Source organism: Saccharopolyspora phatthalungensis (assembly GCF_014203395.1).
Taxonomy (GTDB): domain Bacteria; phylum Actinomycetota; class Actinomycetes; order Mycobacteriales; family Pseudonocardiaceae; genus Saccharopolyspora; species Saccharopolyspora phatthalungensis.
The window spans coordinates 2,081,059-2,103,316 of record NZ_JACHIW010000001.1 but is presented as its reverse complement, the minus strand read 5'-3'; the positions used below and the strand labels follow the sequence as shown (position 1 = coordinate 2,103,316).

18 protein-coding genes and 2 pseudogenes are annotated in these 22,258 nt (G+C 68.0%); 6 read left to right on the top strand and 14 right to left on the bottom strand.

The genetic code is table 11. The features are described from left to right. Positions 1 to 9 precede the first annotated feature (9 nt). Both BJ970_RS09355 and pdhA read right to left on the bottom strand, forming a co-directional pair. A complete protein-coding gene (locus BJ970_RS09355) occupies positions 10 to 1,026 on the bottom strand; it encodes an alpha-ketoacid dehydrogenase subunit beta (RefSeq protein ID WP_184725906.1) in 1,017 nt (338 codons plus the stop codon). Beyond that, a complete protein-coding gene (pdhA, locus tag BJ970_RS09350) occupies positions 1,026 to 2,243 on the bottom strand; it encodes a pyruvate dehydrogenase (acetyl-transferring) E1 component subunit alpha (protein ID WP_184725905.1) in 1,218 nt (405 codons plus the stop codon). Before pdhA ends, BJ970_RS09355 begins: the two co-directional genes overlap by 1 nt. Positions 2,244 to 2,574: 331 nt before the next feature. Between pdhA and BJ970_RS09345 the strand changes: the two genes are divergently transcribed. The 3 genes from BJ970_RS09345 to BJ970_RS09335 all read left to right on the top strand — a co-directional run bounded on the left by BJ970_RS09345 (position 2,575) and on the right by BJ970_RS09335 (position 5,495). After that, on the top strand, positions 2,575 to 3,234 hold the full coding sequence (locus tag BJ970_RS09345) for a GOLPH3/VPS74 family protein (RefSeq protein ID WP_184725904.1): 660 nt from the start codon (positions 2,575 to 2,577) through the stop codon (positions 3,232 to 3,234). Between the two features lie 68 nt (positions 3,235 to 3,302). Then, complete coding sequence (locus BJ970_RS09340; RefSeq protein WP_184725903.1) at positions 3,303 to 3,944, top strand: GOLPH3/VPS74 family protein; 642 nt, start codon at positions 3,303 to 3,305, stop codon at positions 3,942 to 3,944. 135 nt (positions 3,945 to 4,079) lie between these two features. Next, positions 4,080 to 5,495: a M20/M25/M40 family metallo-hydrolase gene (locus tag BJ970_RS09335; protein ID WP_184725902.1), complete on the top strand. Its 1,416-nt coding sequence runs from the start codon at positions 4,080 to 4,082 to the stop codon at positions 5,493 to 5,495. 84 nt (positions 5,496 to 5,579) lie between these two features. Here BJ970_RS09335 and BJ970_RS09330 read toward each other — a convergent pair whose 3' ends face one another. The 10 genes and pseudogenes from BJ970_RS09330 to BJ970_RS09285 form a co-directional block, all read right to left on the bottom strand. Next, complete coding sequence (locus BJ970_RS09330) at positions 5,580 to 5,771, bottom strand: PspC domain-containing protein (RefSeq protein WP_184725901.1); 192 nt, start codon at positions 5,769 to 5,771, stop codon at positions 5,580 to 5,582. 67 nt (positions 5,772 to 5,838) lie between these two features. After that, entirely contained in the window at positions 5,839 to 7,464 is a 1,626-nt protein-coding gene (locus BJ970_RS09325; RefSeq protein ID WP_312864173.1) for a glycosyltransferase family 87 protein, read from the bottom strand. Between the two features lie 88 nt (positions 7,465 to 7,552). Further along, positions 7,553 to 7,735 (bottom strand): annotated as a pseudogene (locus BJ970_RS09320) (IS3 family transposase); the annotation flags it as partial. Positions 7,736 to 7,798: 63 nt separating this feature from the next. Next, positions 7,799 to 8,098, bottom strand: a complete 300-nt coding sequence (locus tag BJ970_RS09315) for a DUF6262 family protein (RefSeq protein ID WP_184722820.1) — start codon at positions 8,096 to 8,098, stop codon at positions 7,799 to 7,801. Then, the gene (locus tag BJ970_RS09310; RefSeq protein ID WP_184722817.1) at positions 8,095 to 9,999 is read right to left on the bottom strand and encodes a tyrosine-type recombinase/integrase; all 1,905 of its coding nucleotides are present in this window, start codon (positions 9,997 to 9,999) and stop codon (positions 8,095 to 8,097) included. The genes BJ970_RS09315 and BJ970_RS09310 overlap by 4 nt, the downstream gene beginning before the upstream one ends. Further along, the gene (locus tag BJ970_RS09305; protein ID WP_184725899.1) at positions 9,968 to 11,071 is read right to left on the bottom strand and encodes a tyrosine-type recombinase/integrase; all 1,104 of its coding nucleotides are present in this window, start codon (positions 11,069 to 11,071) and stop codon (positions 9,968 to 9,970) included. Before BJ970_RS09305 ends, BJ970_RS09310 begins: the two co-directional genes overlap by 32 nt. Before the next feature lie 63 nt (positions 11,072 to 11,134). Then, positions 11,135 to 11,707: pseudogene (locus BJ970_RS09300) on the bottom strand (IS3 family transposase); the annotation flags it as partial. Positions 11,708 to 11,795: 88 nt separating this feature from the next. Further along, positions 11,796 to 12,290 carry a helix-turn-helix domain-containing protein gene (locus BJ970_RS09295; RefSeq protein ID WP_184725898.1) on the bottom strand — a complete coding sequence of 165 codons (495 nt, stop codon included), beginning with the start codon at positions 12,288 to 12,290 and terminating at the stop codon, positions 11,796 to 11,798. Positions 12,291 to 12,386: 96 nt separating this feature from the next. After that, a complete protein-coding gene (locus BJ970_RS09290) occupies positions 12,387 to 15,251 on the bottom strand; it encodes a transglycosylase domain-containing protein (protein ID WP_184725897.1) in 2,865 nt (954 codons plus the stop codon). Positions 15,252 to 15,665: 414 nt separating this feature from the next. Next, positions 15,666 to 16,070, bottom strand: coding sequence for a DUF5318 domain-containing protein (locus BJ970_RS09285; protein WP_312864441.1), 405 nt, complete (start codon positions 16,068 to 16,070; stop codon positions 15,666 to 15,668). Between the two features lie 224 nt (positions 16,071 to 16,294). Here BJ970_RS09285 and BJ970_RS09280 point away from each other — a divergent pair, with 224 nt between their 5' ends. Both BJ970_RS09280 and BJ970_RS09275 read left to right on the top strand, forming a co-directional pair. Next, positions 16,295 to 16,885, top strand: coding sequence for a PadR family transcriptional regulator (locus BJ970_RS09280; RefSeq protein ID WP_184725896.1), 591 nt, complete (start codon positions 16,295 to 16,297; stop codon positions 16,883 to 16,885). Positions 16,886 to 16,905: 20 nt separating this feature from the next. Further along, complete coding sequence (locus BJ970_RS09275) at positions 16,906 to 18,003, top strand: inositol-3-phosphate synthase (RefSeq protein ID WP_184728983.1); 1,098 nt, start codon at positions 16,906 to 16,908, stop codon at positions 18,001 to 18,003. 89 nt (positions 18,004 to 18,092) lie between these two features. On the opposite strand, the gene BJ970_RS09270 is transcribed toward BJ970_RS09275, so the two are convergent. Then, complete coding sequence (locus tag BJ970_RS09270; RefSeq protein ID WP_184725895.1) at positions 18,093 to 18,968, bottom strand: GGDEF domain-containing protein; 876 nt, start codon at positions 18,966 to 18,968, stop codon at positions 18,093 to 18,095. A gap of 273 nt (positions 18,969 to 19,241) precedes the next feature. Here BJ970_RS09270 and BJ970_RS09265 point away from each other — a divergent pair, with 273 nt between their 5' ends. Further along, positions 19,242 to 20,570 (top strand): glycosyltransferase 87 family protein, encoded by a 1,329-nt coding sequence (locus BJ970_RS09265; RefSeq protein ID WP_312864172.1) that lies wholly within the window; start codon positions 19,242 to 19,244, stop codon positions 20,568 to 20,570. 145 nt (positions 20,571 to 20,715) lie between these two features. Here the strand turns inward: BJ970_RS09265 and BJ970_RS09260 are convergent, their stop codons facing one another. Beyond that, complete coding sequence (locus BJ970_RS09260) at positions 20,716 to 22,086, bottom strand: hypothetical protein (RefSeq protein WP_184729394.1); 1,371 nt, start codon at positions 22,084 to 22,086, stop codon at positions 20,716 to 20,718. Positions 22,087 to 22,258 lie beyond the last annotated feature (172 nt).

Genomic DNA, 22,258 nt, shown 5'->3' with positions numbered 1-22,258 from the left:
ATGACTCCCTCAGTACGCCAACGAACGGTCGACTACGTCCAGCACCCGGTCGAGGTCGGGCAGGTAGCTGTCCTCCAGCTTGCTCGGCGGATAGGGCGTGTCGAAGCCGGTCACGCGCAGCACCGGTGCCTCCAGCGAGTAGAAGCACTCCTGCTGCACCCGGCTGGCGATTTCCGAGGTGATGGATGCCTCCGCAGGCGCCTCGCTGACCAGCACCAACCGACCGGTGCGGCGCACCGAGTCGAACACCGGGTCCAGGTCCAGCGGGGACAGCGTGCGCAGGTCGATGACCTCGAGTTCCTGGCCGTCTTCGGCGGCGGCGGTCGCCGCGTCGAGGCAGGTGCGCACCATCGGGCCGTACGCCGCCACGGTCACCGCCGAGCCCACGCGCACCACCCGCGAGCTGAACAGCGGGATCGGCGGCGCGGTCGGGTCGAGCTCGGACTTCTCGTAGTAGCGGCGCTTCGGCTCGAAGAACAGCACCGGATCGTCGCACTCGATGGCCTGTTGCAACATCCAGTAGGCGTCCACCGGATTCGAGCAGGACACCACCTTCAGGCCGCCGACGTGCGCGAACAACGATTCCGGCGACTCGGAGTGGTGCTCGACGGCACCGATCCCGCCGCCGAAGGGCACCCGCACCACGACCGGCATCTTCAGCTTGCCCTGGCTGCGGAAGTGCAGCTTGGCCAGCTGGGACACGAGCTGGTCGAAACCGGGGAAGATGAACCCGTCGAACTGGATCTCGCAGACCGGCCGGAAGCCGCGGATCGCCAGCCCGATGGCGGTGCCGATGATCCCGGACTCGGCCAGTGGCGTGTCCAGCACGCGGTGCTCGCCGAAGTCCTTCTGCAGGCCGTCGGTGATCCGGAAGACGCCGCCGAGCTTGCCGACGTCCTCGCCCATCACCAGGACCTTCGGGTCGCGCTCCAGCGACGCGCGCAGGCCCATGTTCAGCGCCTTGGCGATCGTGACCGTCTGGGTACCTACCGGGGCGACCGGGCTTTTCAATGCTGGCGCGACCATCAGCGCACACCTCCTGCGATCGCCTCGTCGGCGAAGCCGGCCAGGTACTGCAGGTAATCCTCGCGCTGGGCGACCAGCTGCGGGGTTTCCTCGGCGTAAACCTCGGAGAAGATCCGGGTCGGGGGCGGTTCGGGCATGTTGAAGCAGAAGTTGCGCAGCCGGACGGCGAGTTCGTCGGCCTCGGCGTCGATCCCGTCGAAGAAGCCTTGGTCGGCGATCTGCTCGCGGACCAGATGCACCCGCAGCCGTTCGATCGGATCCTTGAGCTTCCACGCCTCCTGCTCGTCGGCCAGCCGGTAGCGGGTCGGGTCGTCGGAGGTGGTGTGCGCGTCCATCCGGTAGGTGAACGCCTCGATCAGCACCGGGCCGTTGCCCTGGCGGCACTCGTCCAGTGCCCACTTGGCGACCGCGAGGCTGGCCAGCACGTCATTTCCGTCCACCCGGATGCCCGGGAAGCCGTAACCGCTGGCGCGCCGGTAAAGCGGCACCCGGGACTGGCGTTCCACCGGTTCGGAGATCGCCCACTGGTTGTTCTGGCAGAAGAACACCAGCGGGGCGTCGTAGACGGCGGACCACACCATCGCCTCGTGCACGTCGCCCTGGCTGGTGGCGCCGTCGCCGAAGAAGACCATGGTGGCCTCGCCGTCCGGGTCGCCGACCTTGCCCTCGAAGCGCTGGCCCATCGCGTAACCAGTGGCGTTCAGGCACTGGTTGCCGATGACGATCGTGTACAGGTGGAAGCGGGTGCTGTTCGGGTCCCAGCTGCCGTGGTCGGTGCCGCGGAAGACACCCAGCAGCTCCGTCGGGTCGATACCGCGGCACCAGGCGACGCCGTGCTCCCGGTAGCTTGGGAAGATCATGTCCTGCGGCCGGACCGCCCGGCCCGCGCCGATCTGGGCGGCTTCCTGACCGAGCAGCGGAACCCAGATGCCCAGCTGGCCCTGCCGTTGCAGTGCGTTGCCTTCTCGGTCGGCGCGACGGACCAATACCATGTCCCGGTACAGGTCGCGCAACTCCGCGTCGGGGATGTCGATGTCGAAGTCCGGGTGCTCGACCCGCTGACCTTCTGGCGTGAGTAGCTGAACCAGGTCAGCCCCACCCTCGCTCGTCGCACGCAAACCGGCGATCACCTGCTCCCGTGTGGGTTTTGCTGCGGTAGCGGCAGGGGGCCCGGTGGTGCCTTCGTTCTCGGGTCGCGTCCATTGCTCAGGGGACATGTGTGATCTCCTCTGTCGCGCGCCGGGCCACTCCGCCTGTAGGCCGGTGACCTGGTGATTCACTCGGTCGATTCGACCGGAGCGATTAGATCGCTCCCCGTCATCCTGGCACGAAACCGGTCGCTTTCGTGAGCCCTGCCACAGGGAGTCGGCTCGGCCGTGGCCCGGTCGGCGTCCTCCCGCGAGATCACCGTAGTTCGCCGCCGATCGAAAGAAAACCGCAGGTCATCGAATTAATGGAGGTCCGACTAACGCTTTGTGGACCATCGCGTTACCGATATTGGGAGCCTGATGTCTCTCGCCGACCCGGGAAATGCGACACACTGGGCAGGTGGCCGAGTTCTCGAACCCACTCGCGCTGCCCGACGAGCTCACCCTCCTGCTGCACAAGGACAACGGCTCGTACTACGTCAGCACGAACCCGAACACGGCGACCGCCGCGGCCGAGGTCGGCGAATTGGCCCTGCGGGACCGCGTCGAGCTGGTGGGCACGGCGGTTCGCCTGGTCGACGACGGTTCGAGCGGGCTGCCGTGGATGGACCGGTTGCTGGCCGATTTCCAGGCGATGTCCGGGCGGGAGAACCACCCGGTCGAGCTGAGCTGGTGGTTGCCGACCCACACCAACGCCTTCGTGACGCACCGGACGGTGTTGGTCGAGCACGGGTTGCTGCGCCGGGAGCGCCGGAAGTTCCTGGGTGTGCTGCCGGACGACCGCTACTACCCGGATCGCACGGTCCGCGAGGCTTTGCTGACCGAGCTGCACCAGGTCGCTTCGAACGAGCGGCCGATCGACGGGCGGCTTGCGCTGCTGAGCGCGCTGGTCTACCGCAGCGGGCTCATCTACGTGCTCGGCTTCGACCGCGCGCAGCGGACCCGGTTGAAGTCGATCGCCGAGACCGAAGACCTGAGCAACACGGTCGGTGCCGCGGTCGCGGCGATGCTGGTGGCGATCACGACGGTTCCGGCGATCATCGTGTCAACAGGCGGTTGACCTGCAAAGATGCATCCTTCCTGCCGAAACCGGCCACGACGCCCGAGGACCGCTGCGACACTGCCTGCATGACGGCTTTGCCCCTGCCCGAAGAGTTCGTGTTGCTGCTCCACAAGGACAACGGCTCGTACTACTCGACGTCCGAATACACCGGCGCGGCGGAACTAGGTGAGCTGGTGCTGCGGCATCGGATCGAGTTCGTCGGCAAGAGGGTCCAGGTTCGCGACGCCGCACCGAGCGGCATCGGCTGGCTCGACGAGTGCATGGCCTACCTGGTCAAGAAGGCGGGCGCGGCGAACAAGCCGGTTGCCGCACCGCGATTCGTCCAGTACCGGCGGGGCGTGCGCAAGGTGCATTGCGCCGCGCTGGCGGAGCGGGGCTTGATGCGGTGCGAGCGCAAGTCGGCGCTGTTGTTCACGTACGACAAGTACTTCCCGGACCCGGCGGCGCGGCAGGCGTTGATCGCGGAAATCCGGGCGGTCGCCCGCGAGGAGCGCGAGCTCGACAACCGGACGGCGCTGCTCGCCGCCTTGGTGCACGCGACCGGGCTGGTTCGGGTGCTCGGCCTGGAGCGGGCCGAGCGCAAGCGCTTGAAGGAGATCAGCAAGGGCGAGCAGCTGGGCAAGACGGTGGAGGCCGTTGTCGCCGCTGCCACCGCGGCCATTTCCGCCGGTGGCGCCGTGGCAGCGACCATGAGTACGAGCAGCTGAAGCCGAACCCGTGGCCGTGAGTCGCCCGGGCGTCTTGGCACGGGCGGTCTAGGTTCCCGAAGGACTCACGGTCGTTACGGAGAACAGCTCCGGCGATCGCCTCCAACTGGGCGAAGGCGGGCATAGGATCGCGGCGTGGATCGTGCAGCCGTAGCGAAAGCCGTTGACCAGGCATGGGACGAATCGGTCCTGCCCAGTCTGTCGGAGTTGGTGAAGATCCCGGCGATCTCGCCCGCCTTCGACACCGGATGGGCCGCCGCCGGGCACCTCGACGCCGCCATCGAACACCTGCGGGCGTGGATCTCGGCGCGGGACATCCCAGGCGCGAACATCGAGGTCCTGCGGCTGCCCGAACGCACCCCGCTGCTGTTGGTGGACATCCCGGCGAGCGAAGGTGCACCCGACGAGACGACGCTGCTGTATGGGCACCTCGACAAGCAGCCGCCGGTGGGCGGCTGGTCCGAGGGACTCGAGCCGTGGACGCCGGTGGTCCGCGACGGACGGCTGTATGGGCGCGGCGCCGCCGACGACGGCTACGCCGGGTATGCGGCGATCACGGCGATCGAGTCGGTCCGCGCGCACGGCGGCGCGCATGCACGCTGCGTGGTGCTGCTGGAGACCGGCGAGGAGTCCGGCAGCCCCGACCTGCCCGCCTACCTGGAGCACCTGTCCGAGCGGCTCGGCGACGTCTCGCTGGTGGTGTGCCTGGACTCCGGGGCCGGCGACTACGACCGGCTGTGGCTGACGAACTCGCTGCGCGGCATGGCGCAGCTTGAAGTCAAGGTGCAGGTGCTCGACAACGGCCTGCACTCGGGTATCGCCAGCGGCATCGCGCCCAGCTCGTTCCGGGTGCTGCGGCAGTTGCTGGACCGGCTGGAGGACTCCGCCACCGGCGAGATCCTGGTGTCCGAGCTGAACGTGCCGATCCCGGAGAACCGGATCGCCGAGGCGCGTTCGGCGATCGAGGCCGCGCCCGGGCTGGTGCGCAACGTGGTGCCGTGGCCGGATGGGCTGCGGCCGGTCGACGAGGACGAGGTCGAGCTCGCCCTGAACAGCACCTGGCGGCCGACGCTGTCGGTGATCGGCGCCGATGGGCTGCCGCTGCCCGCGGATGCGGGCAACGTGCTGCGGCCTTACACGACGGTGATGCTGAGCTTCCGGCTGCCGCCGACGGCTGACCCCGAGGCGGCGATGCGCGCGATCCAGGAGCGGCTGACCACCGACGTGCCGTACGGCGCGAAGGTGACCTTCGGGCACACCGAGACCGGGCTGGGTTGGCACGCGCCGGACCCCGCGGCTTGGCTCTCGACGGCGTTGGACCAGGCCAGCCACGAGGTGTTCGGGGCGGGTTGGCGGACGATGGGGCTCGGCGGCTCGATTCCGTTCATGGGCCTGCTGCACGACGCCTACCCGGACGCGCAGTTCGTGGTCACCGGGGCGCTGGGACCGGACAGCAACGCACACGTGCCGGACGAGTCGCTGCACCTCGCGTTCGCCGCCAAGGTCACCTCGGCCGTCGCCTACGTCCTCGACGCCCACGCTTGTCGCTGACCTGGGGATAATTCGGGCGATTCAATGGAAATCCCGGGCGAATCTCCGTTGAAATCGCCGGTACCAACGACCACCCACGCGGTTTCAGCGCTTCGGAATCAGCACCCAGAGCGCGAGGTAGACCACGAACTGCGGGCCGGGTAGCAGGCAGGACAGCAGGAACAGCAGGCGGACGGTAAACGGCTTGATGCCGAACCGCTGGGCCAAACCGGCGCACACACCCGCGATCATCGCCGCATCGCGCGGCCGGGCAAGGGGCATTCGGTACGTCGTCATGCTTCAAGGTTCGCCGCCGCGGCGGTTCGCTGCGTCGGGGACCGACCCCGAGATTTCCCTGAGAGGATCATCGCCCGGGTGCGGACGGTTCCTTACCCCAATGGCCTATGCCGGGTAACACGAATCGGTCTCGTGCTCCGTCCAAGACCCCACCGCACGGGTCATCGAACGCGCCAGGCTCGCGCTCGCCCCGCACGACCAGCGCCGCGCGGACCCTGTCCCGCTCGGGCCGCAGGATCTCCTGGATGATCAACACGCACAGCGCGACCACCATCGCATCACGGATCACGACCGCGCCCAGGAACCAGCCTTCCGGCAGCCCCTTGTTGCCGGTGCCGAGGTAGTAATACATCCGCGGCGCCCAGACCGCGGCGTCGATGACCATCCAGGTCAGCAGCAGCCGCCAGCGCGGGATCGCCAGTACCGCCAGCGGCACCAGCCACAGCGAGTACTGCGGGCTCCACACCTTGTTGGTCAGCAGGAACGCCGCCACCACCAGGAAGCACAGTTGCGCCAGCCGAGGCCGGGTCGGCGCGGCCAGCGCTAGCCAGCCGATGCCGAGGCAGGCCACCAGGAACACCGCGAGGCTGACCGAGTTGAGCATCGTCGGCATGGCCCCGTCCGGCAGCGGGCCGTCGAAGCCCGCCCAGCCGGTGAAGTGCATGAGCACGTTGTACAGCGAGTCCGGGTCGGCGGGTCGCTCGTTATTGAGCCGGAAGAACTCCCGCCATCCCACCGGGTACAGCACGAGTATCGGCACGTTGACGGCCAGCCAGGTCACCGCGGCGGCCAGCACCGAGCGCAACGCCTCCGGCAGCTTCCCGGCCCGCCAGGCCAGAATCAGTAGCGGGCCGAGGAAGAACAGCGGGTAGAGCTTCGCCGCGCCCCCGAGCCCGATCAGTACGCCGGCCAGCACCGGCCTGCGCCGCGCCCACGCGAGCAGCCCGACCGTGCCGAAAGCCGTGGCCAGGGTGTCGAAATTGGTGAAGGCGTGCACGAAGACGAGCGGCGACACGGCGGCCAGCGCGGCGTCCCAGATTCGTCTGCGGCACAGCAGCACCAGCGCCCAAATGGTCACCAGCCAGGCCGCGGCCAGCCAGAACGCCGAGATGTTGAAGTACAGCACGCTCGTCAGGCCGGACGGCAGCCAGCCGAAGCTCGCCAGGGTCGCCCAACCGTCGGCGGAGCGTGCGTTGATCCACTGGAAAATCCCGGTCAGCACCGGGTATTCCATGTACCGGACCCGCTCCTGGGGGGTGCCGCGGTTCTCCAACCACGGTGTCTTGTACGGAAACGCGGTGTCCGGCGCAAGATCACCCATGCCGTAGCGCGGGATGATGTCGGTGTAGCACATCGCCGTGTACTGCCGGTTGTTCCGCCAGTCCAGCTGCGGCCCGCCCTCGGTGTTGTAGGTGACCTGGCAGGGCGCCTTGAACAGCCATGCGGCGGCCAGCACCAGCACCGCGAACAGCAGGATCACCCGCAGGGGCGTCCAGAACCACTGGCGCCCGACCTGCGCGTGCCGCCCGAGCCGACCGCCGAAGGGGCGGCTGAGCCGCTGCGCCAGCGGCTCGGTCCAGGTGGGTGCGACCCGGTCGGCGGGGCCCAGGGAGTCGGTGTCCACGGCCGAGCTCGCGCGCTTGCCGGGCGTCGGCGATGGTTCGGGGCTGGCGGGCGCGCTGGAGGTGGACACGCCCGGATGCTACTTGGGGCAGTACAACGCGAAGGGGCACCCGCCGACTTGAAGTGGTCCCCGGGGGTTGGACTCGGTAATTGAGAGTCTAGGCGGCGAGGGTCTGGGTCCGGTATTGCACCGGGCTCAGACCCTCGCAGTGTGTGTGACCACGGCCGGTGTTGAACCAGGTGATGTAGTCATCCAGCGCGGTCGTGAACGCCTCGACGCTGAGGTATCGGGTGTGGTGGAACATCTCTTCCTTGAGATGACCGAAAAAGCTCTCGATGACGGCGTTGTCGTGACATTATCCGGCTAATGATCGTGGTTTCCGGTTGTTGGCCGGTTAACGCTTTCAGTCGTTTCGAGCTGTGAGGCGTCGGAGTTGTTCTTCGTGGCGGCGTACTCGGGTGGCGAGGGCGTCGAGGGCGGCGCGGAGGGTGGTGATCTCGTCGGTGAGGCTGGTGAGGGTGCCGCTGGTGGCGGATCGAGATCGGTGTTCCTCGATGACGGCGCGCAGGGTTGGGTTGCGGTAGAGGGTGGTGCGGCCCAGCCCGGTGTGGGCGGCGACGGCGGTGAAGGTGACGGCGTGGCCGTCGTGGTGGAGCTGGACGCAGGCGCGTTCGACGCGGCCCAGGGTGCTGGTGGTGGTCATCCGGCTTGGGCCTCGTTGATCAGAATGTCGAGTCGGGCGATGAGTCGTTGGTGGCGTTGGGCTTCGGCGATCCAGCCTCGTTGTTCGGCGTCGCGGGCGAGTGCTTCGGCGTCGACGCGTTGGGCGGCCAGGATGGGCAGCGAGCTGGGTTCGGTGTGGAAGCTGGGGCAATGCTCGCAGATGTTGGCGTAGGCGCAGGCGCCTTGGGCGGGTGCGCGGAGGCAGAACCCGCCGGCCAGACGGGATTTGAGCAATGGGGTGTTCTTCCAGTCGGCTCCGCCGGTGATGTCGGCCAGTGGCAGGCTGATCGTGCCGGTGGTGGGGGTGCGGGCCTGTTGTTTGGCGAGGTCGAGGGCTCGTTCGTATTCGGCTCGGACGGTGGTGTCGAACAGCCGACCGTAGCGCAGGCTCATCTCGGCGGAGACGTGGCCAAGTAGCGCCATCAGTGCTTGGAGTGAGACGCCGGCGTTGACCAGGGCGGTGGCGTAGGTGTGGCGGAGCTGGTGCGGGGTGAGGTGGTCGAGTCCCGCGGACTGGGCGGCGCGGTCGAGTTCGTGACGGACCGCGCTTTGGGAGAGGCGTCGGCCGTGGTGGGTGAACAGGAACTGGGCCCGGCGCCGGTAGCGAGGGTGCGGCATCGGCCGTCCGTGGGAGCGGATGGCGGTGATGTGGTCGATTAGGTCGAGGATGTCGTCATCGATGGGGATCATGCGCTCGGTCTCCAGTTTGCCGAGCGGGATTTTCAGCCAGCTGCCGTGGTCGGGGACTTCGTGGACGCAGTCGAGCTCGAGGTCGAGCAGTTCCCCGATCCGCAGTCCGCAGCTGCGTTGCAGTCGCAGGGCGGCTGCGGCGAGTTCGTTGCCGGGGTGTTCGGTCAGCACTGCGGTGAGTCGGCGGTCGACGTCGAGGGGCAGGTAGCGGGGCAGCGTGTGCGGGAGTTTGGGGACATCGTCGCGGAATATCAGCTTGCGGGGTGGCGCGTCGGGCCAGTCCCACTCGGTGATATCGGTCAGGAATCCCATCAGCGCGAGCACTCGCCGGGATCGGTCCGCGACGGTGATCGGCTGATCGTTTTTCGGGTTGACCGCGTCGACCAGCGACCTCAGGTAGGGCTCGATGTGCTTGCGGCGATCCAGCTCGGCGATGGAGCCGAGTCCGGGATCGACCTCGGCCAGGAAGACCCCGAAGTGCTTGAGCCGGGTCGCGAAGGCCGACACCGTTTTGGGCTGACAGGTCGCCCGCTTGCGTTCCAGATAGGCGATCATCGTCTCGCGGATCGGCGGCCGCAGGTCGGCGAGCCGGTCGGCGAACGGGACCGGCCCGCCCGAGCGTGGCAGTTCATCGACGATTCCCAAGTAAAACAGCACCCGTTGGGCATTGCTGACCGACGCCAGATAGTGCCTGTGCCCCTTGCCAGTTCGCGTCTCCCGCTCCTGGCACGCAGCCCGGAATTCGTCCAGATCGGCCATGGTGAGCAGATCCAGCGACCGTCCAGTCTGGATCAGCAGCCGGACCGGAACTTGGGAACCGGTGGCGAACCGGACCCGTTCGGTGAACCCGAGCTCGGCGGCCGCGGTCATGAACCGATCGAGATCCGGACCCAGCGGTGAATCCTTGACCTCCCTCCAGATGCTGGAAAGCTTGCGTTCCAGCAGATAGTCATAGCCCGGTTGCAGCACCCGATGCAGCATCAGGAACGTGATGATCGGCCGGGTCGAGCTTCCCGCCGACAAGCGGGTCTCCAAAGGCTGCACCGCCCACTGCCCGGGGTCTGGCCAGCGCTGGAAGAACACCCGAGCCGCCCCCGTGTAGGCGGTGTTTCCGCGTCCGGTCCGCCGCAGGTAGTCCAAGTAGGCGGCGTGCAGATCATCACTGGGAGCGGATGCGATCGCGAGCGGCATCGAATTCTGCTTTCACATGCGCCGGAGCCAAATGGATGTAACGGGCGGTGGTGTCGACATGAGCGTGTCCGAGCAACGCTTGCATCACCGCGAGATCGACCCCCGCTTCGGCCAGGGCGGTGCCGAAGGTGTGTCGCAGCGCGTGAGGATGCCCGCCGACGACGCCGGTAAGCCCACGGTGATAGCGGAAGATCGTGCGCAACCCGGCCGCAGTCAACGGCTGGCCCCGGTTCGGCCCCTTGGCCACGAGAAACAGACGGGCGCTTGCGGATTCGGGCCGCTCGGCCAGCAAATACACCTGGATCACCGAAGCGACGTCGGCATCCAGCGGGACCCGGCGTTCCCGCTGGCCCTTACCGACCACCCGCAGCCATCGGCCGCCGATATCGGCGTCGACGACGTCCAGGCCCAGCACCTCGGCGGAACGCAGCCCGCAATACAGCATCAAGCCCGCGATCGCCCGGTCCCGCCACGCATGAAAACTCGCCAGAAGCTCCGCCGCATCCGACTGCGACAGCGCCGTGGGCAGACGACGAGGCTCCCGGAGCCGAAGCGACGAACGGGTTTTCGGCCGACGGACGGTGTGCGCGAGCATCCCGCTGCGCTCACCCGCTACCAGCCAGCGGGCCTCCTTGCCTCTGGGGACTGGGTTTTTCACGTCCGGATCCCGCATCGCGGCGAACGCGAACAAACCCGAGATCGCCGCCAACCGCCGATTGATCGTCGTGGGGGCATACTGATCCATCCGACGGCCCGACAACGTGACCACGTTCGGCCCCGGCCTGCCCGCAACCGTAGCCTCCCGGCAGGCACGCAAGAACCGCAACAACACCTCCGTGGTCACCTCCGGCAACGGCTGCTCCTCAACGACGAGCCACCGGCAGAACGCCAACACGTCGTATCCATAGGCACGCACGGTCTTCGGTGAATAGTTCCGATCGGCCAAATACGCCAGGTACTCATCCACCAACCCGAACCGCGACGCGGCCGGCCCGGCCAACGCCCAGCCACCGTCCCGTTCCTCAAGCCGAAGACCGGCCTCGATACCCAAAGGAACAGACGTACCAGCCATGAACGCAGCCAACCGGCAAGTACCACTACCGCAGCGTGTCGCTGACCTGGACAAACACAACCATTAGCCGGTTAAGAGGGAGTTGGCCTTCCGTGACATCGACTGCCTCGCACCGGCCTTGGTCAACAAGCCTCGCCAGGACCGGTGCTGATACTGAAATCCCTGGTCGGAGTGCACCAACGGCGCCTGTCCCTCTTCCAAGGTCGCCAGCGCGTCCTGCAGGGATGAGTTGGTCAGCTCCAGGTTGGGTGAGTTGCTGAGCGCGTAGGAGATGATCTGCCGGTCGAACAGGTCCATCACCGGCGAGAAGTAGACCTTGCGGTCGTTGATGCGGAACTCGGTGACGTCGGTGACCCACTTCTGGTTCGGGGCGGTGGCGGTGAACTGCCTGTCCAGGATGTTGTCAGCGACCTTGCCGACCTCGCCCTGGTAGGAGACATAGCGCCGCCGCCGGCGGATCGGGCAGGCCAGACCCAGTTCACGCATCAGCTTGAGCACGGTCTTCTTCGCGACCCGCCACCCGGTGCGCACGAGTTCGCGGTGCACGACGCGATGTCCCCGGCGCCTGTTTTCCTCGAAGGTCGTGGTGATCGCGGTCTTGAGCTCGGCGTGGGGATCGGGCCGGTCCAGGCGGGCCTGGTGATAGAAAACGTCGACCGGGCCAGCCCGGCGACCTCAAGCAGCACTTCGAGGCGATGGCCGGCCCTGAGGGCGATCACAGCGGCTACTTTCGCCGCTGTTCCCGCGTCCTCAGGGCACGCAATTTTCCCAGGTAGGCGTTCTCCGCCCGTAGCCGCTCGTTCTCCCGGCGCAGTGCCTGGAGCTCGCTTTCCCCGCCCGAGCCCGCCTCAGCGGGCCTGGGTGGACGGCCTCGGCGTTTCGGGCGCAGCCCCTCCTCGCCCTCGTTGCGGTAGATCCGCGCCCACGTCTCGATCAGCTTCGGCGAGGACAGATCGAACTCACGAGCCAGATCGAACTTGGTCTCACCAGCGAGGAACCGCTGCACCGCCTTGAGTTTGAACTCGAAGGAGAACGCACGCTTGGTCGGCTTACTCACCAGTGCCGCACCCCCACGAAGCCGCCACCGGTCATACAACTCACCGACCGCCCAGACCGAGGCCCCAAGCCTGGTCGCGACCGCCTTCCTCGCCCAACCATCACCGAACAACTCTATCGCCGCAGCACGCTGCTCCACGGTCAACGAACTGTCCCTACGCATGCAACTGCTCCCCGGAGATCGGAACTGAATTTCTCAGTCCAACTCCCGGGGAGCAGTTCAACTTTCGCGGGTGCCCCTTCGCGGTTTCGCCGGTGCTTACCAGCCTTGCTGCCTGGTCCGGGTTGGCGCCATGTTGGGCGAACCGTTGCCGGAGCCGTTGCCGGAGCTGTCGCCGCCGCCAGTCGGGTCGCACGGCGGCCCGAAGATGCCACCGCAGTCCTGGTTCGGCTTCTCCTTGCTGGTGCTGGTCGGTTCCGGGGCGCTGGTCTCGCTCTGCGTCGATGTCGGCGGCGCCGACGTGGGGGGCGGGGCCGAGGATGTCGGCGGAGGCGGCGGCGGGACGTCCTCGAACTGCCCGATCTTGTCGCCGTTGGGCAGTTGGACGACCTTCTTGCCCTGGAGGTAGGAGTTCATGAACTTCTGCCAGACCTTGGCGGGCAGGCCACCGCCGTAGAAGCTCTGGCCGTTCGCATCCTCCAGCGGCTTCGGGCCACCGTCGTCGTTCATCATGGCCACCGCCGTGGAGATTTGCGGCGTGGCGCCAATCATCCAGGCGTTCCGGTTCTTCGTGGTGGAGCCCCACTGGTGGGTACCGGTCTTGGACACCACCGGTCGGTTGCCGCTGAGCTCGGCCTTCGAATGCTTGGCGACGTCCAGCATCGCCTGCGAGACGTTGTAGGCGACGTTGCGGCTCGTCGTCTGGTCGCCGAACGCCGGGGCCGGCTCGGGCGTCTTGAGCTTGAACACGCCGGCATCGGGGCTGACGGCCTGCTGCACGAAGTGCGCCGGCGCTTTCTGGCCGCCGTTGACGAACGAACCGTACGAGGCGGCCATGTCCGCCGGGAGCACCGGGTACATGCCCAGCGCGATACCGGCCTCGACGGCGCCGTTGGGGCTTTGCAGCTTCGTCGAGTCCGGAATGCCCGCCTGGTGTGCGGCCTCGGCCACCTTCGCCGGCCCGAATTGGGCGGCCATGTTGACGAACACCGTGTTGACGGACTTGGTCATCGCCTCGCGGACGCCGCAGTGGGTCGGAACATCGCACTTCACCCCGGGAGCGTTGTCGAACTCGGTACCGGCGATCACCTGCTGTCCCGAGCCGTCGTAGAACTCGCCGATGCCCTTGCCCTTCTCCAGCCCGGCGACCGTCACGAACGGTTTGAACGACGAACCCGGCTCCTGCGGCGTGCTGGCCCAGTCGAGGTCGCCGATCTGGGTTTGGGAACCGTAGTACGCCTGGATCCCGCCACTGTTGGGGTCGACCGCGACCAGCGACGTGCGCAGCGTTTCGGGCTGGGAGCCCATCACGTCCTTCACGGCCTGCTCGGCCTTCTGTTGCGCGTCCGGGTCGATGGTGGTCTTGATCGTGTAGCCGCCGAGGGACAGCTCGCTCTCGGGCAGGCCCTGGGCCTCCAGTTCTTTGCGCACCCCCTGCCAGATGGCGTCCTGGGCGGGGGAGAGCCTGCTGTTGGTCTTCCACTCCGTGCGGGGCCGGGTGGGCGGCAAGGTCAGGGTCTGCCGCTCACCCGGCTTCAGGAAGCCGTTCTGCTCCATCTGCCCGACGACGTACTCCCAGCGCTTCTTGCCCTTCTCGGGGTTCTGGCCGGGGTCGTTGCCGCCGTAAGGGCTCTGGACCACGCCGGCCAGCACGGCCGCTTCGGCGTCGTTGAGCTCGCTCGGCTTCTTGTCGAAGTACGCCCGCGCGGCGGCGCTGATGCCGTTGGCACCGCGCCCGTAGTCCGCAGTGTTCATGTAGGCGAGCAGGATGTCGTCCTTGCTCTGCTGGTTCGTCATCTTGTACGCCAGCACGACTTCCTTGATCTTGCGGATGTACGTCGGGTCCTTCTTCAGCCCCTGGTCCATCTTGATGAACTGCTGGGTGATCGTGGAGCCACCGCCGACGCCGGAGCCGCTCACCAGGTAGTAGGCCGACCGCACGATGCCCATGAAGTCGAAGCCGGGGTTCGTGCGGAACGTGGCGTCCTCGGCCGAGATGGTGGCGTTGCGCATCGGCACCGACACCTCGTTGATGTTGTGCAGGACCTCCCGCGAGCCGTCCACCTCGATGCGGCCCATCGGTGCGCCGTTGGCGTACTGCAACTCGATCGGCCGGGCCGCGCTCATCACCTTGGCCTCATCCGGCACGTCCCAGGCGAAGTAGCCGTAGATGAACACCGCGGTCGGTAGCAGGATGGCCAGCGCCGCGGCGACGTAGCAGGCCCGGCGCACCCGCCGCCAGATCCGGCTGCGCTTTGCTCGGGCGGCACTCATTTCGTCGTCCGCGTCGGAGAAGTCATCCGGATCGGCGTCGAAGTCGTCGTCGAGGTACCGGTCGTTGCGATCGTTGCCATTGCGGTCATTCCCGTAGAACTCGTCGCCGCGCCCGTCGTCGTACCCGCGATACGGATCGTCGTCGTAGCCGTCGGCGTAGTAGTTATAGGTCCCCTGCTCCTGGTGCGTGAGCAGGTGTGGCTCGGGGGCTCCCCCGCCGCCGGTCGCCCCCTTCGCGGCTCCGGCACCGGCCGCGGCCGCCATCCCGGCGCCTGCGGCAGCCCCGGCGATTCCGCCCGCAGCGGCACCGGCCGCGCCTGCGGCGGCAGCGCCGCCCGTCCGGCGGCGATCGCCGCTGCGGTCCTCCGCCGGAGTCTGCGGGATGGTCTCGGTCGGCTGCTCGCCACGCGGTGGCTGCGGCGGCCGTCCGGGCGGTGGTCCCGGCGGCGGCACCTGCCTGGTCTGCTGCGCACCCGGCGGCGGTGGCGGCGCCTGCCGTCCGCCGTTCGGGGGCGGCGGCGCTGGGGAATACGAGGTGGGCAGGTCGAGTTTGCGCCCGCCGCTGTTCTCGGGTTCGCCGGAGTCGCCGCCGAGCCGCTTGCCCAGGCCCGAGTCGTCGTCATCGTCGTCGAACGACGGCATCCACGCGCCGGTCTGCTCCTGCGGGCGCTCCGTGTCCGGCCACTTCATGGGCTGGCCCGGCGGCGGCACCGGGGGGTTCTGCTGCGTCTCTTCCGAGCTGCGGTCCCCGCCTGCCGCCCGCTGCGGGGGCGGCGGCGCCGACCGGGGGGCGGGACCACCTGGCCGCGTTTCTTCGCTTGGCCACGCCGGACCACCCGCACCCGGTGGGCCCGATGGCGGACCCGGCACCGGGCGCTGCGGAGGCCGTGCCTGGTCGCCGGGACGCGGCCCCGGTCTCGGGGGCGGGGGTGGCGTGCCTCGACCGTCGGGGCGCGGATGCCGGGAGTGGCGCCCTCGGGTGGGGTCGTCACGCTCGTCGTTCACGAGTGGGCCTCCAGGACAGGCGTCATCGGACGCCATGTGATGCGTTCACGTCGGGGATGCGCCGCACCGGGCGCAGCCGTGTCGGGAGCACGACTTATTTCACTCCGCAGCAGTCTTGCGGCGGGAACGGCCGTTGTTCAAACCGCCGGTTCCGAGAACATACGACTGCACCAGGTGGTTCCAGTTACATGTGCGGCATACCTCTACGACGTAGACGTTGAACTCCTCGAACATGGCCGCCATCCGGTCGAGTTCCTCGGGGGCCCGCGCCGATCCGGACGCTTGCTTGAGGGCATCACCGAAAACCCAGGACACCAGGGTCAACGGTTCCTTCCGACACACCGGGCAGGTCACCCCGCTCGGCTCACCATGGAATTTCGCCGCCCGCAGCAGGTACGGATCGGCGTCGCAGACCTCCATCACCCCGACCCGGCCAGCGTGGACTTGCGCGAGCAGCGCTCGGCGCTGCAACGCATAGTCGACCACTTGCCGTTGGGTCCGCACGACCACAGGGTACGTGTCGACCACGGCTCCTCCATGCGCCGTTCAGGGCAGGCGCCGCCACCGACCGCCACCAGCAGTGACGACGGCCACCTCGGGACCCTGTCGATCGTGTCGCCCGATATATCGGCGCGATATAATCCGCGAGGTGGGCTGCTTCGCCGCAGCGTCGCCGGTGTATTTACGTGTCGATATCGGGCGTCGGGACTCGGGCGGAGGAGGTGCAGATGCTCGAACTCGCCGTGCTCGGGCTTCTGCATGAGGCCCCGATGCACGGCTACGAGCTGCGGAAACGGTTGCACGACACGCTCGGCGCCTTCCGCGCGTTGTCTTGTGGAACTTTGTACCCAACGTTGCGCAGGCTGCTGCGCGCCGGGTTGATCGAGGAGGAGCCCGACGCCTCCGGCTCGCGTGGTTGGGGTCGTCGAGCGCGGCGCGTGTACCGGATCACAGCCACCGGACAGCATCGGTTCGTCGAACTGGTCGGCGACTGCGGCCCGCAGGCTTGCGACGATAACGCCTTCGGCGTGCACATGGCGTTCTTCGCCCGCACCCCGGCCGAGGTCCGGCTGCGGATCCTGGAAGGACGTCGACGTCGCGTCGAGGAGCGTCGGGACAGCCTGCGTAGTGCATTGGCGCGCTCTGGGGACCGGTTCGACCGATACACCCGCGAACTGCACCGGCTCCGGCTGGACCACAGCGAGCATGAGGTTCGCTGGCTCGACGAAATCATCGAACACGAACGCGCCGAGCAGGCTGCTGCGGCGCCGAGCCGACCCAGTGTCGGCGGGCAAGAACTGCAAGGACACGACAGATGACCAAGAAGGAGGGCCCTGCCATGGGCGGAGATCGTCCCGGTCGAGCGGTGCGAGTGGCGATCGTCGGCGTCGGGAACTGCGCGGCGTCGCTGGTGCAGGGCGTTCATTACTACGCCGACGCCGATCCCAAGAGCCGGGTTCCCGGCCTGATGCATGTCGCCTTCGGCGACTACCACGTGCGCGACGTGAAGTTCGTCGCGGCCTTCGACGTCGACGCGAAGAAGGTCGGCCGAGACCTCTCCGAGGCGATCGTGGCCAGCGAGAACAACACCATCAAGATCGCCGACGTGCCGCCGCTGGGCGTCACCGTGCAGCGCGGCCACACCTACGACGGTCTCGGCCGCTTCTACCGGGAGACCATCGAGGAGTCCGACGATCAGCCGGTGGATGTCGTGCGGGCGCTCCAGGACGCCGAGGTCGACGTGCTGGTGTCGTACCTGCCGGTGGGCTCGGAGGAAGCGGACAAGTTCTACGCGCAGTGCGCGCTGGATGCCGGGGTGGCGTTCGTCAACGCGCTGCCGGTGTTCATCGCCTCGGACCCGGAGTGGGCGCAGAAGTTCACCGACGCCGGCGTGCCGATCGTCGGTGACGACATCAAGTCCCAGGTCGGGGCGACCATCACGCACCGGGTGCTGGCCAAGCTGTTCGAGGACCGCGGCGTGCACCTGGACCGCACGATGCAGCTCAACGTCGGCGGCAACATGGACTTCCTGAACATGAAGGAACTGGAGCGGCTGGAGTCGAAGAAGACCTCCAAGACGCAGTCGGTGACCTCGCAGGTGGACCGCGATCTAGGCAAGCGCAACGTGCACATCGGGCCGTCGGACTACGTGCCGTGGCTGGACGACCGCAAGTGGGCCTACATCCGGTTGGAGGGCCGCGCGTTCGGCGATGTGCCGCTGAACCTGGAGTACAAGCTGGAGGTGTGGGACTCGCCGAACTCGGCGGGGATCATCATCGACGCCATCCGGGCCGCGAAGATCGCCAAGGATCGCGGCATCGGCGGGCCGATCTTGTCCGCTTCGTCGTACTTCATGAAGTCGCCGCCGGAGCAGTACTCCGATTCCGCCGCCTACCAGGCCGTCGAGGACTTCATCGCCGGCGAGGCCGACCGCTGAGGGCTCCGTGATCGGCGATTTCCATGGAAATCGCCGCAGGAGAAGGGGCACCCGTTGCCGCGCGGGTGCCCCTTGCTGCCGGGGTCTGTTCAGGCCCCACGCGACACCCTCTTCCAGAGTTGGAGCTGCTGCTCGGCCCGGGCGAGAACCGAGTGCACCGAGGCCTGGCCATCGGTGGTCACCCAGGACACCCGCAATCCGGGCTGAACGCGCTTGCGGCCGATGCGCACCGGCCAGCCCGCCACTTCCCGTGCCTGCTCGGCGATCTCCTCACCAGCGCCGCTCGGGTGCTCGGCGACCACCGCGAACTCGTCGCCGCCGTAGCGGGCCACGGTGTGCTCGTCGCTGAGCCCCTCCCGGAGCCGACAGGCCAGCGTGGTTAGCAGGTCGTCACCGCGGTCGAAGCCGTGTTCGGCGTTGAAATCCGCCAACTGCTGCACGTCGATGAGCACCAAAGTGGACAGTGTGCCGCGGCTGCGGGCGCGGACCAGCGACTGTTCGAGCCGGTCCAGCAGCAGAACCCGGCCGGGCAACCCGGTTAGCGGGTCGAGCAGGCCGCGGCTGTGCGATACGTCTGTGTGCACCGACTGCAGCAGGATCAGCACCCGGCTGCGGCCCTGCACCTGCACCGCGTGGTAGTCCGCCCAGATACGGCTCAGCGGCTGGCCGCTGCGGGCGATCACCATCGGGATGGAAAGCGGTGAACCGGCCCGCAGTACCTGGCCGGCCAAGTCGGCCCAGTCCGGCATCGGGGCGCCGGTGTCATCGCGCACCTGCCAGCCGACCGGCCGGACGCCGGTGAGCAGATCGGCCTTGTCCAGCTGCATCAACTCGGCGGCGACGTCGTTGGTGGCCAGCACCTGGCCCCGTCCGTCGGTCAGCAGCACGCCGACTGTCAGTCCGCTGATGAGCTCGTCCCAGACCGGTGCCAACTGGCCTGGTGCGGTCACCTCAAGGACACTCATTCGACCCCCCTCCTCACCAACGAACGGAGCAGTCCGTTTGAGCCTCCCCTCCGGACAGGGCGGAATTCAAGGGCACGACGACCACCCGTAGTGGTGGAATTCACGCTGCGCACATAACAGTGCGTCAGGTGTCCCCGCTGTAGTTGCGCCTGGATCACACCCGTGGCCGGAACTTGATGATTCGACCGGGTGAAATTCCGCCACGGTGGTAGCGGTCCCAAAAGTCGCCCCACGGCGACCCCGCCGACCGACCGGATCTCTACGCTGGCCGAGGTGCTGCAGGCGAGAGGACGGGGCATACCGGTGCACGGGACCGCAGGTTTACTGCCGCCGCGGGAGCGGTTACGCGAATACCGATCACTGCTGGCCGTGATCGCGGCAGCGGAGCTGATCGCGGTAATAATGGTCTCCACCGTCAACACGCACGACCATATCGACGGCGAGGTCTACCGGCTCGGCGCGCGGGCGCTCTTAGCCGGCCACGACCTCTATCACGGCCTCCCGGCCACCGAGTCCGGGCTGCGGCTGCCGTTCATCTATCCGCCGTTCGCGGCGATCCTGTTCGCGCCACTGGCATTGATCCCGAAGGCCGGCTCGACCGCGGTGATCATGCTGGTCAGCCACGTCGCGTTATTCACCACGCTGTACGTGGTGCTAGGCGCCTCGACCTTCCTGCACGCGCACCGGGACAAGGTGCTGCTGGTGGCGGCGGCGGTGCTGCCGCTGGCCACGATCAGCGAGCCGGTGCTGGAGACGATCACTTACGCGCAGATCAACATCGTGCTGATGGCGCTCGTCACGGTGGATTGCCTGTGGCGGGTGGACGGCCCGAAGAAGCTGCCGTACCCGCGCGGTCTGCTGATCGGCCTCGCCGCCGGGATCAAGCTCACGCCGCTGGTGTTCCTGCTGCTGCCGCTGCTGCGCCGGGACGTCCGCACGATCGTGACCGCGTTGCTGAGTTTCCTGGGCACCGCGCTGCTGGGCTTCGCGCTGACCTTCGACAACGCCCGGCGGTTCTGGCTGCACGAGATGCTGGCTAGCAGCAACGTCTCGTTCGGTCCCAAGTTCACCGGCGACGCGTCGACCTACGCGGGCAACCAGTCGCTGCGTTCGCTGCTGAGCAAGATGTCGACGCCAAGCCTAACGGTGGTGTTCGTGCTGCTGGCGGTGCTCGTGGTGGTGTTGGCGGTGCTGGGCATGGTGCACGCGATCCGGCAACGGGATCTGCCCATCGCGGTGACGATCAACGGGATACTCGGGCTGCTGGTATCGCCGATCTCCTGGTCACACCACTGGGTTTGGGCGATCCCGGGGCTGGTGCTGCTGCTCGGTGCGGCCTACGTCCGGCGGAAGTGGGGGCTGCTGCTGGCGAGCGCGCTGACGGCCGGGTTCTTCATGGTCGGCCCGCACTGGAAGATGCCCCAGGGCCATGGCCTGGAGCTGCGCTGGAACTTCTTCGAGCAGCTGATCGGCAACGCCTACGTCTACTTCGGACTCGCGTTCCTGCTCTACAACGCGATCCTCTGGTGGTTTTCCCGCCGCGCGGCCAAGTTCGCGACCAGCGACCCGGCCCCGCAGGCTCCGCTCGCGCAAGTCCTGTAGCCGCACCGGGCGCCGACTCACGATCGAGTCGGCGAGCGGCCGGGAATAAGGCATTCGAGGTGCGCGGCCCGCGGCCGCGGAAAGCCAGAACAGCGCATGAAAAAACCGGGGCGAGCGCGGCGCTCGCCCCGGTTCCGGGTTTAGGTCAGATGCGGGGGAGGACGACCGTGTCCGCGTCCTCCAGGGTGCGCCGCACGCCGTCCGCGGTCACGCCCGGCATCGGCAGCGTCTGGCCCTGCGCGGCCGTGATGTCCGGTACACCGCCGCCGAGCACCGGCAGCGCCACGCCAGCGGCCCGCGGCGCGGGCGTCGGCCGGAACGGGTTCTGGGTGACCACCTGCTCCGGGGGCAGCACCGCGTCCGCCGTGTCCATCACCTTGACCGCGACGTCAGACTGCAGCGGCGTGTTGGTGAACGTCTGAGGCACGCTGCGCGGCGCGGTGTCCTCCAGCGCGGCGGTGATCCGGCTCACCGACGGCCCCGAGGTCTGTCCGCCGCCGAGCGCGTTGAGCTCGCCGATCCCCGGCAGCGGTGCCCCGAAGCCGGGGGATTCGCTGCGCTGCACGGTGCCCGGCGTCTTGGACAGCTCGATCAGGGTGAGACCGCCGAGGTCCGGGACCTCGTTGGCCTTCTCCTGATGGTCACCCGGCACGTGCAGCGGCACGAAGTCCGCACGGGGAGTGGGCTCGGCGGCGACCTCGGACAGCGCGTCGACCAGCACGTCGTGCGGCACCGTGTGCATGTCGCTGCGGAAGCCGGGTAGCTCCGGGGAGGTGAGGTCCGCCAGGTCCGGCGTCACCAGCCCCCCGTGGCCGCGCGACAGCGCGTCCTCCCACAGCTCGACGATGCCGTCGGTCTGCCCGAAACCGTCGACGTAGGCCGGCTCGCCGTGCGGGATCATGAGGTCTGCAGGGACATCCAGGACCGGACCCGATCGAAATGCACCCTTGTCGAGGGTGTTGGCACCTCCCCGGATCACCTCGCCAATGGGGCCGGCCCAGCTCAGCGAGCGGTGGAAGCCCTCCGCGGGGGTTACCGGGCGGGCCCCGCCGGACGGCGGCATCCCCGGCACGGTGTCCAGCGGCCGGGCGGCGGCGGGGTCGGCGACCCAGCCGGCCAGGTGTAGCGGCGCGGTCTTCGGCGGGGTGATCCACTGCGCGTCGCGGAACGCCGGGATCTCCCGCGTCATCTCGTTCTCGACGGCCGGCAGCAGGTCGTGCACCGGGTCCAAGGTGCCGGTCAGCGCCGTGACCGCGTGGCTGGATCGCGGCTCCACCAGCGGGGCGTTGTACCGCGTTCCGGGGCCCTCGGGGAACAACTCACCCGCGAAGCACCGATCGGCAGGCACCGTATCGTCTCCGAGCTCATCAAGGACGGGGGGAATCACCGACCCGCCTCGCGGCGTGGTCGGGTGGTCCGGGCAGGTCTCGCCGGCGGATGCGACCCCTGTGCCAACGGCCAACATGCCACCAGTGACCAGCGCGGCCTGCACACCGCGCTTCGCCCAAGTTTGCATGGATCTCTCCTTCACCAGGTTTCTCCGCTAGGGGGAGAAAAATCAACGATGGGCGCCACACCGTCATCGGAAATTGATCGTCGATGCGACGGCGGGCCTTCGGGAACTGCGATAGGGCTCGCGTTTGCGGCGGGATTTCCTTTCACCGGCAACGACATCTGTCGCCGATGGA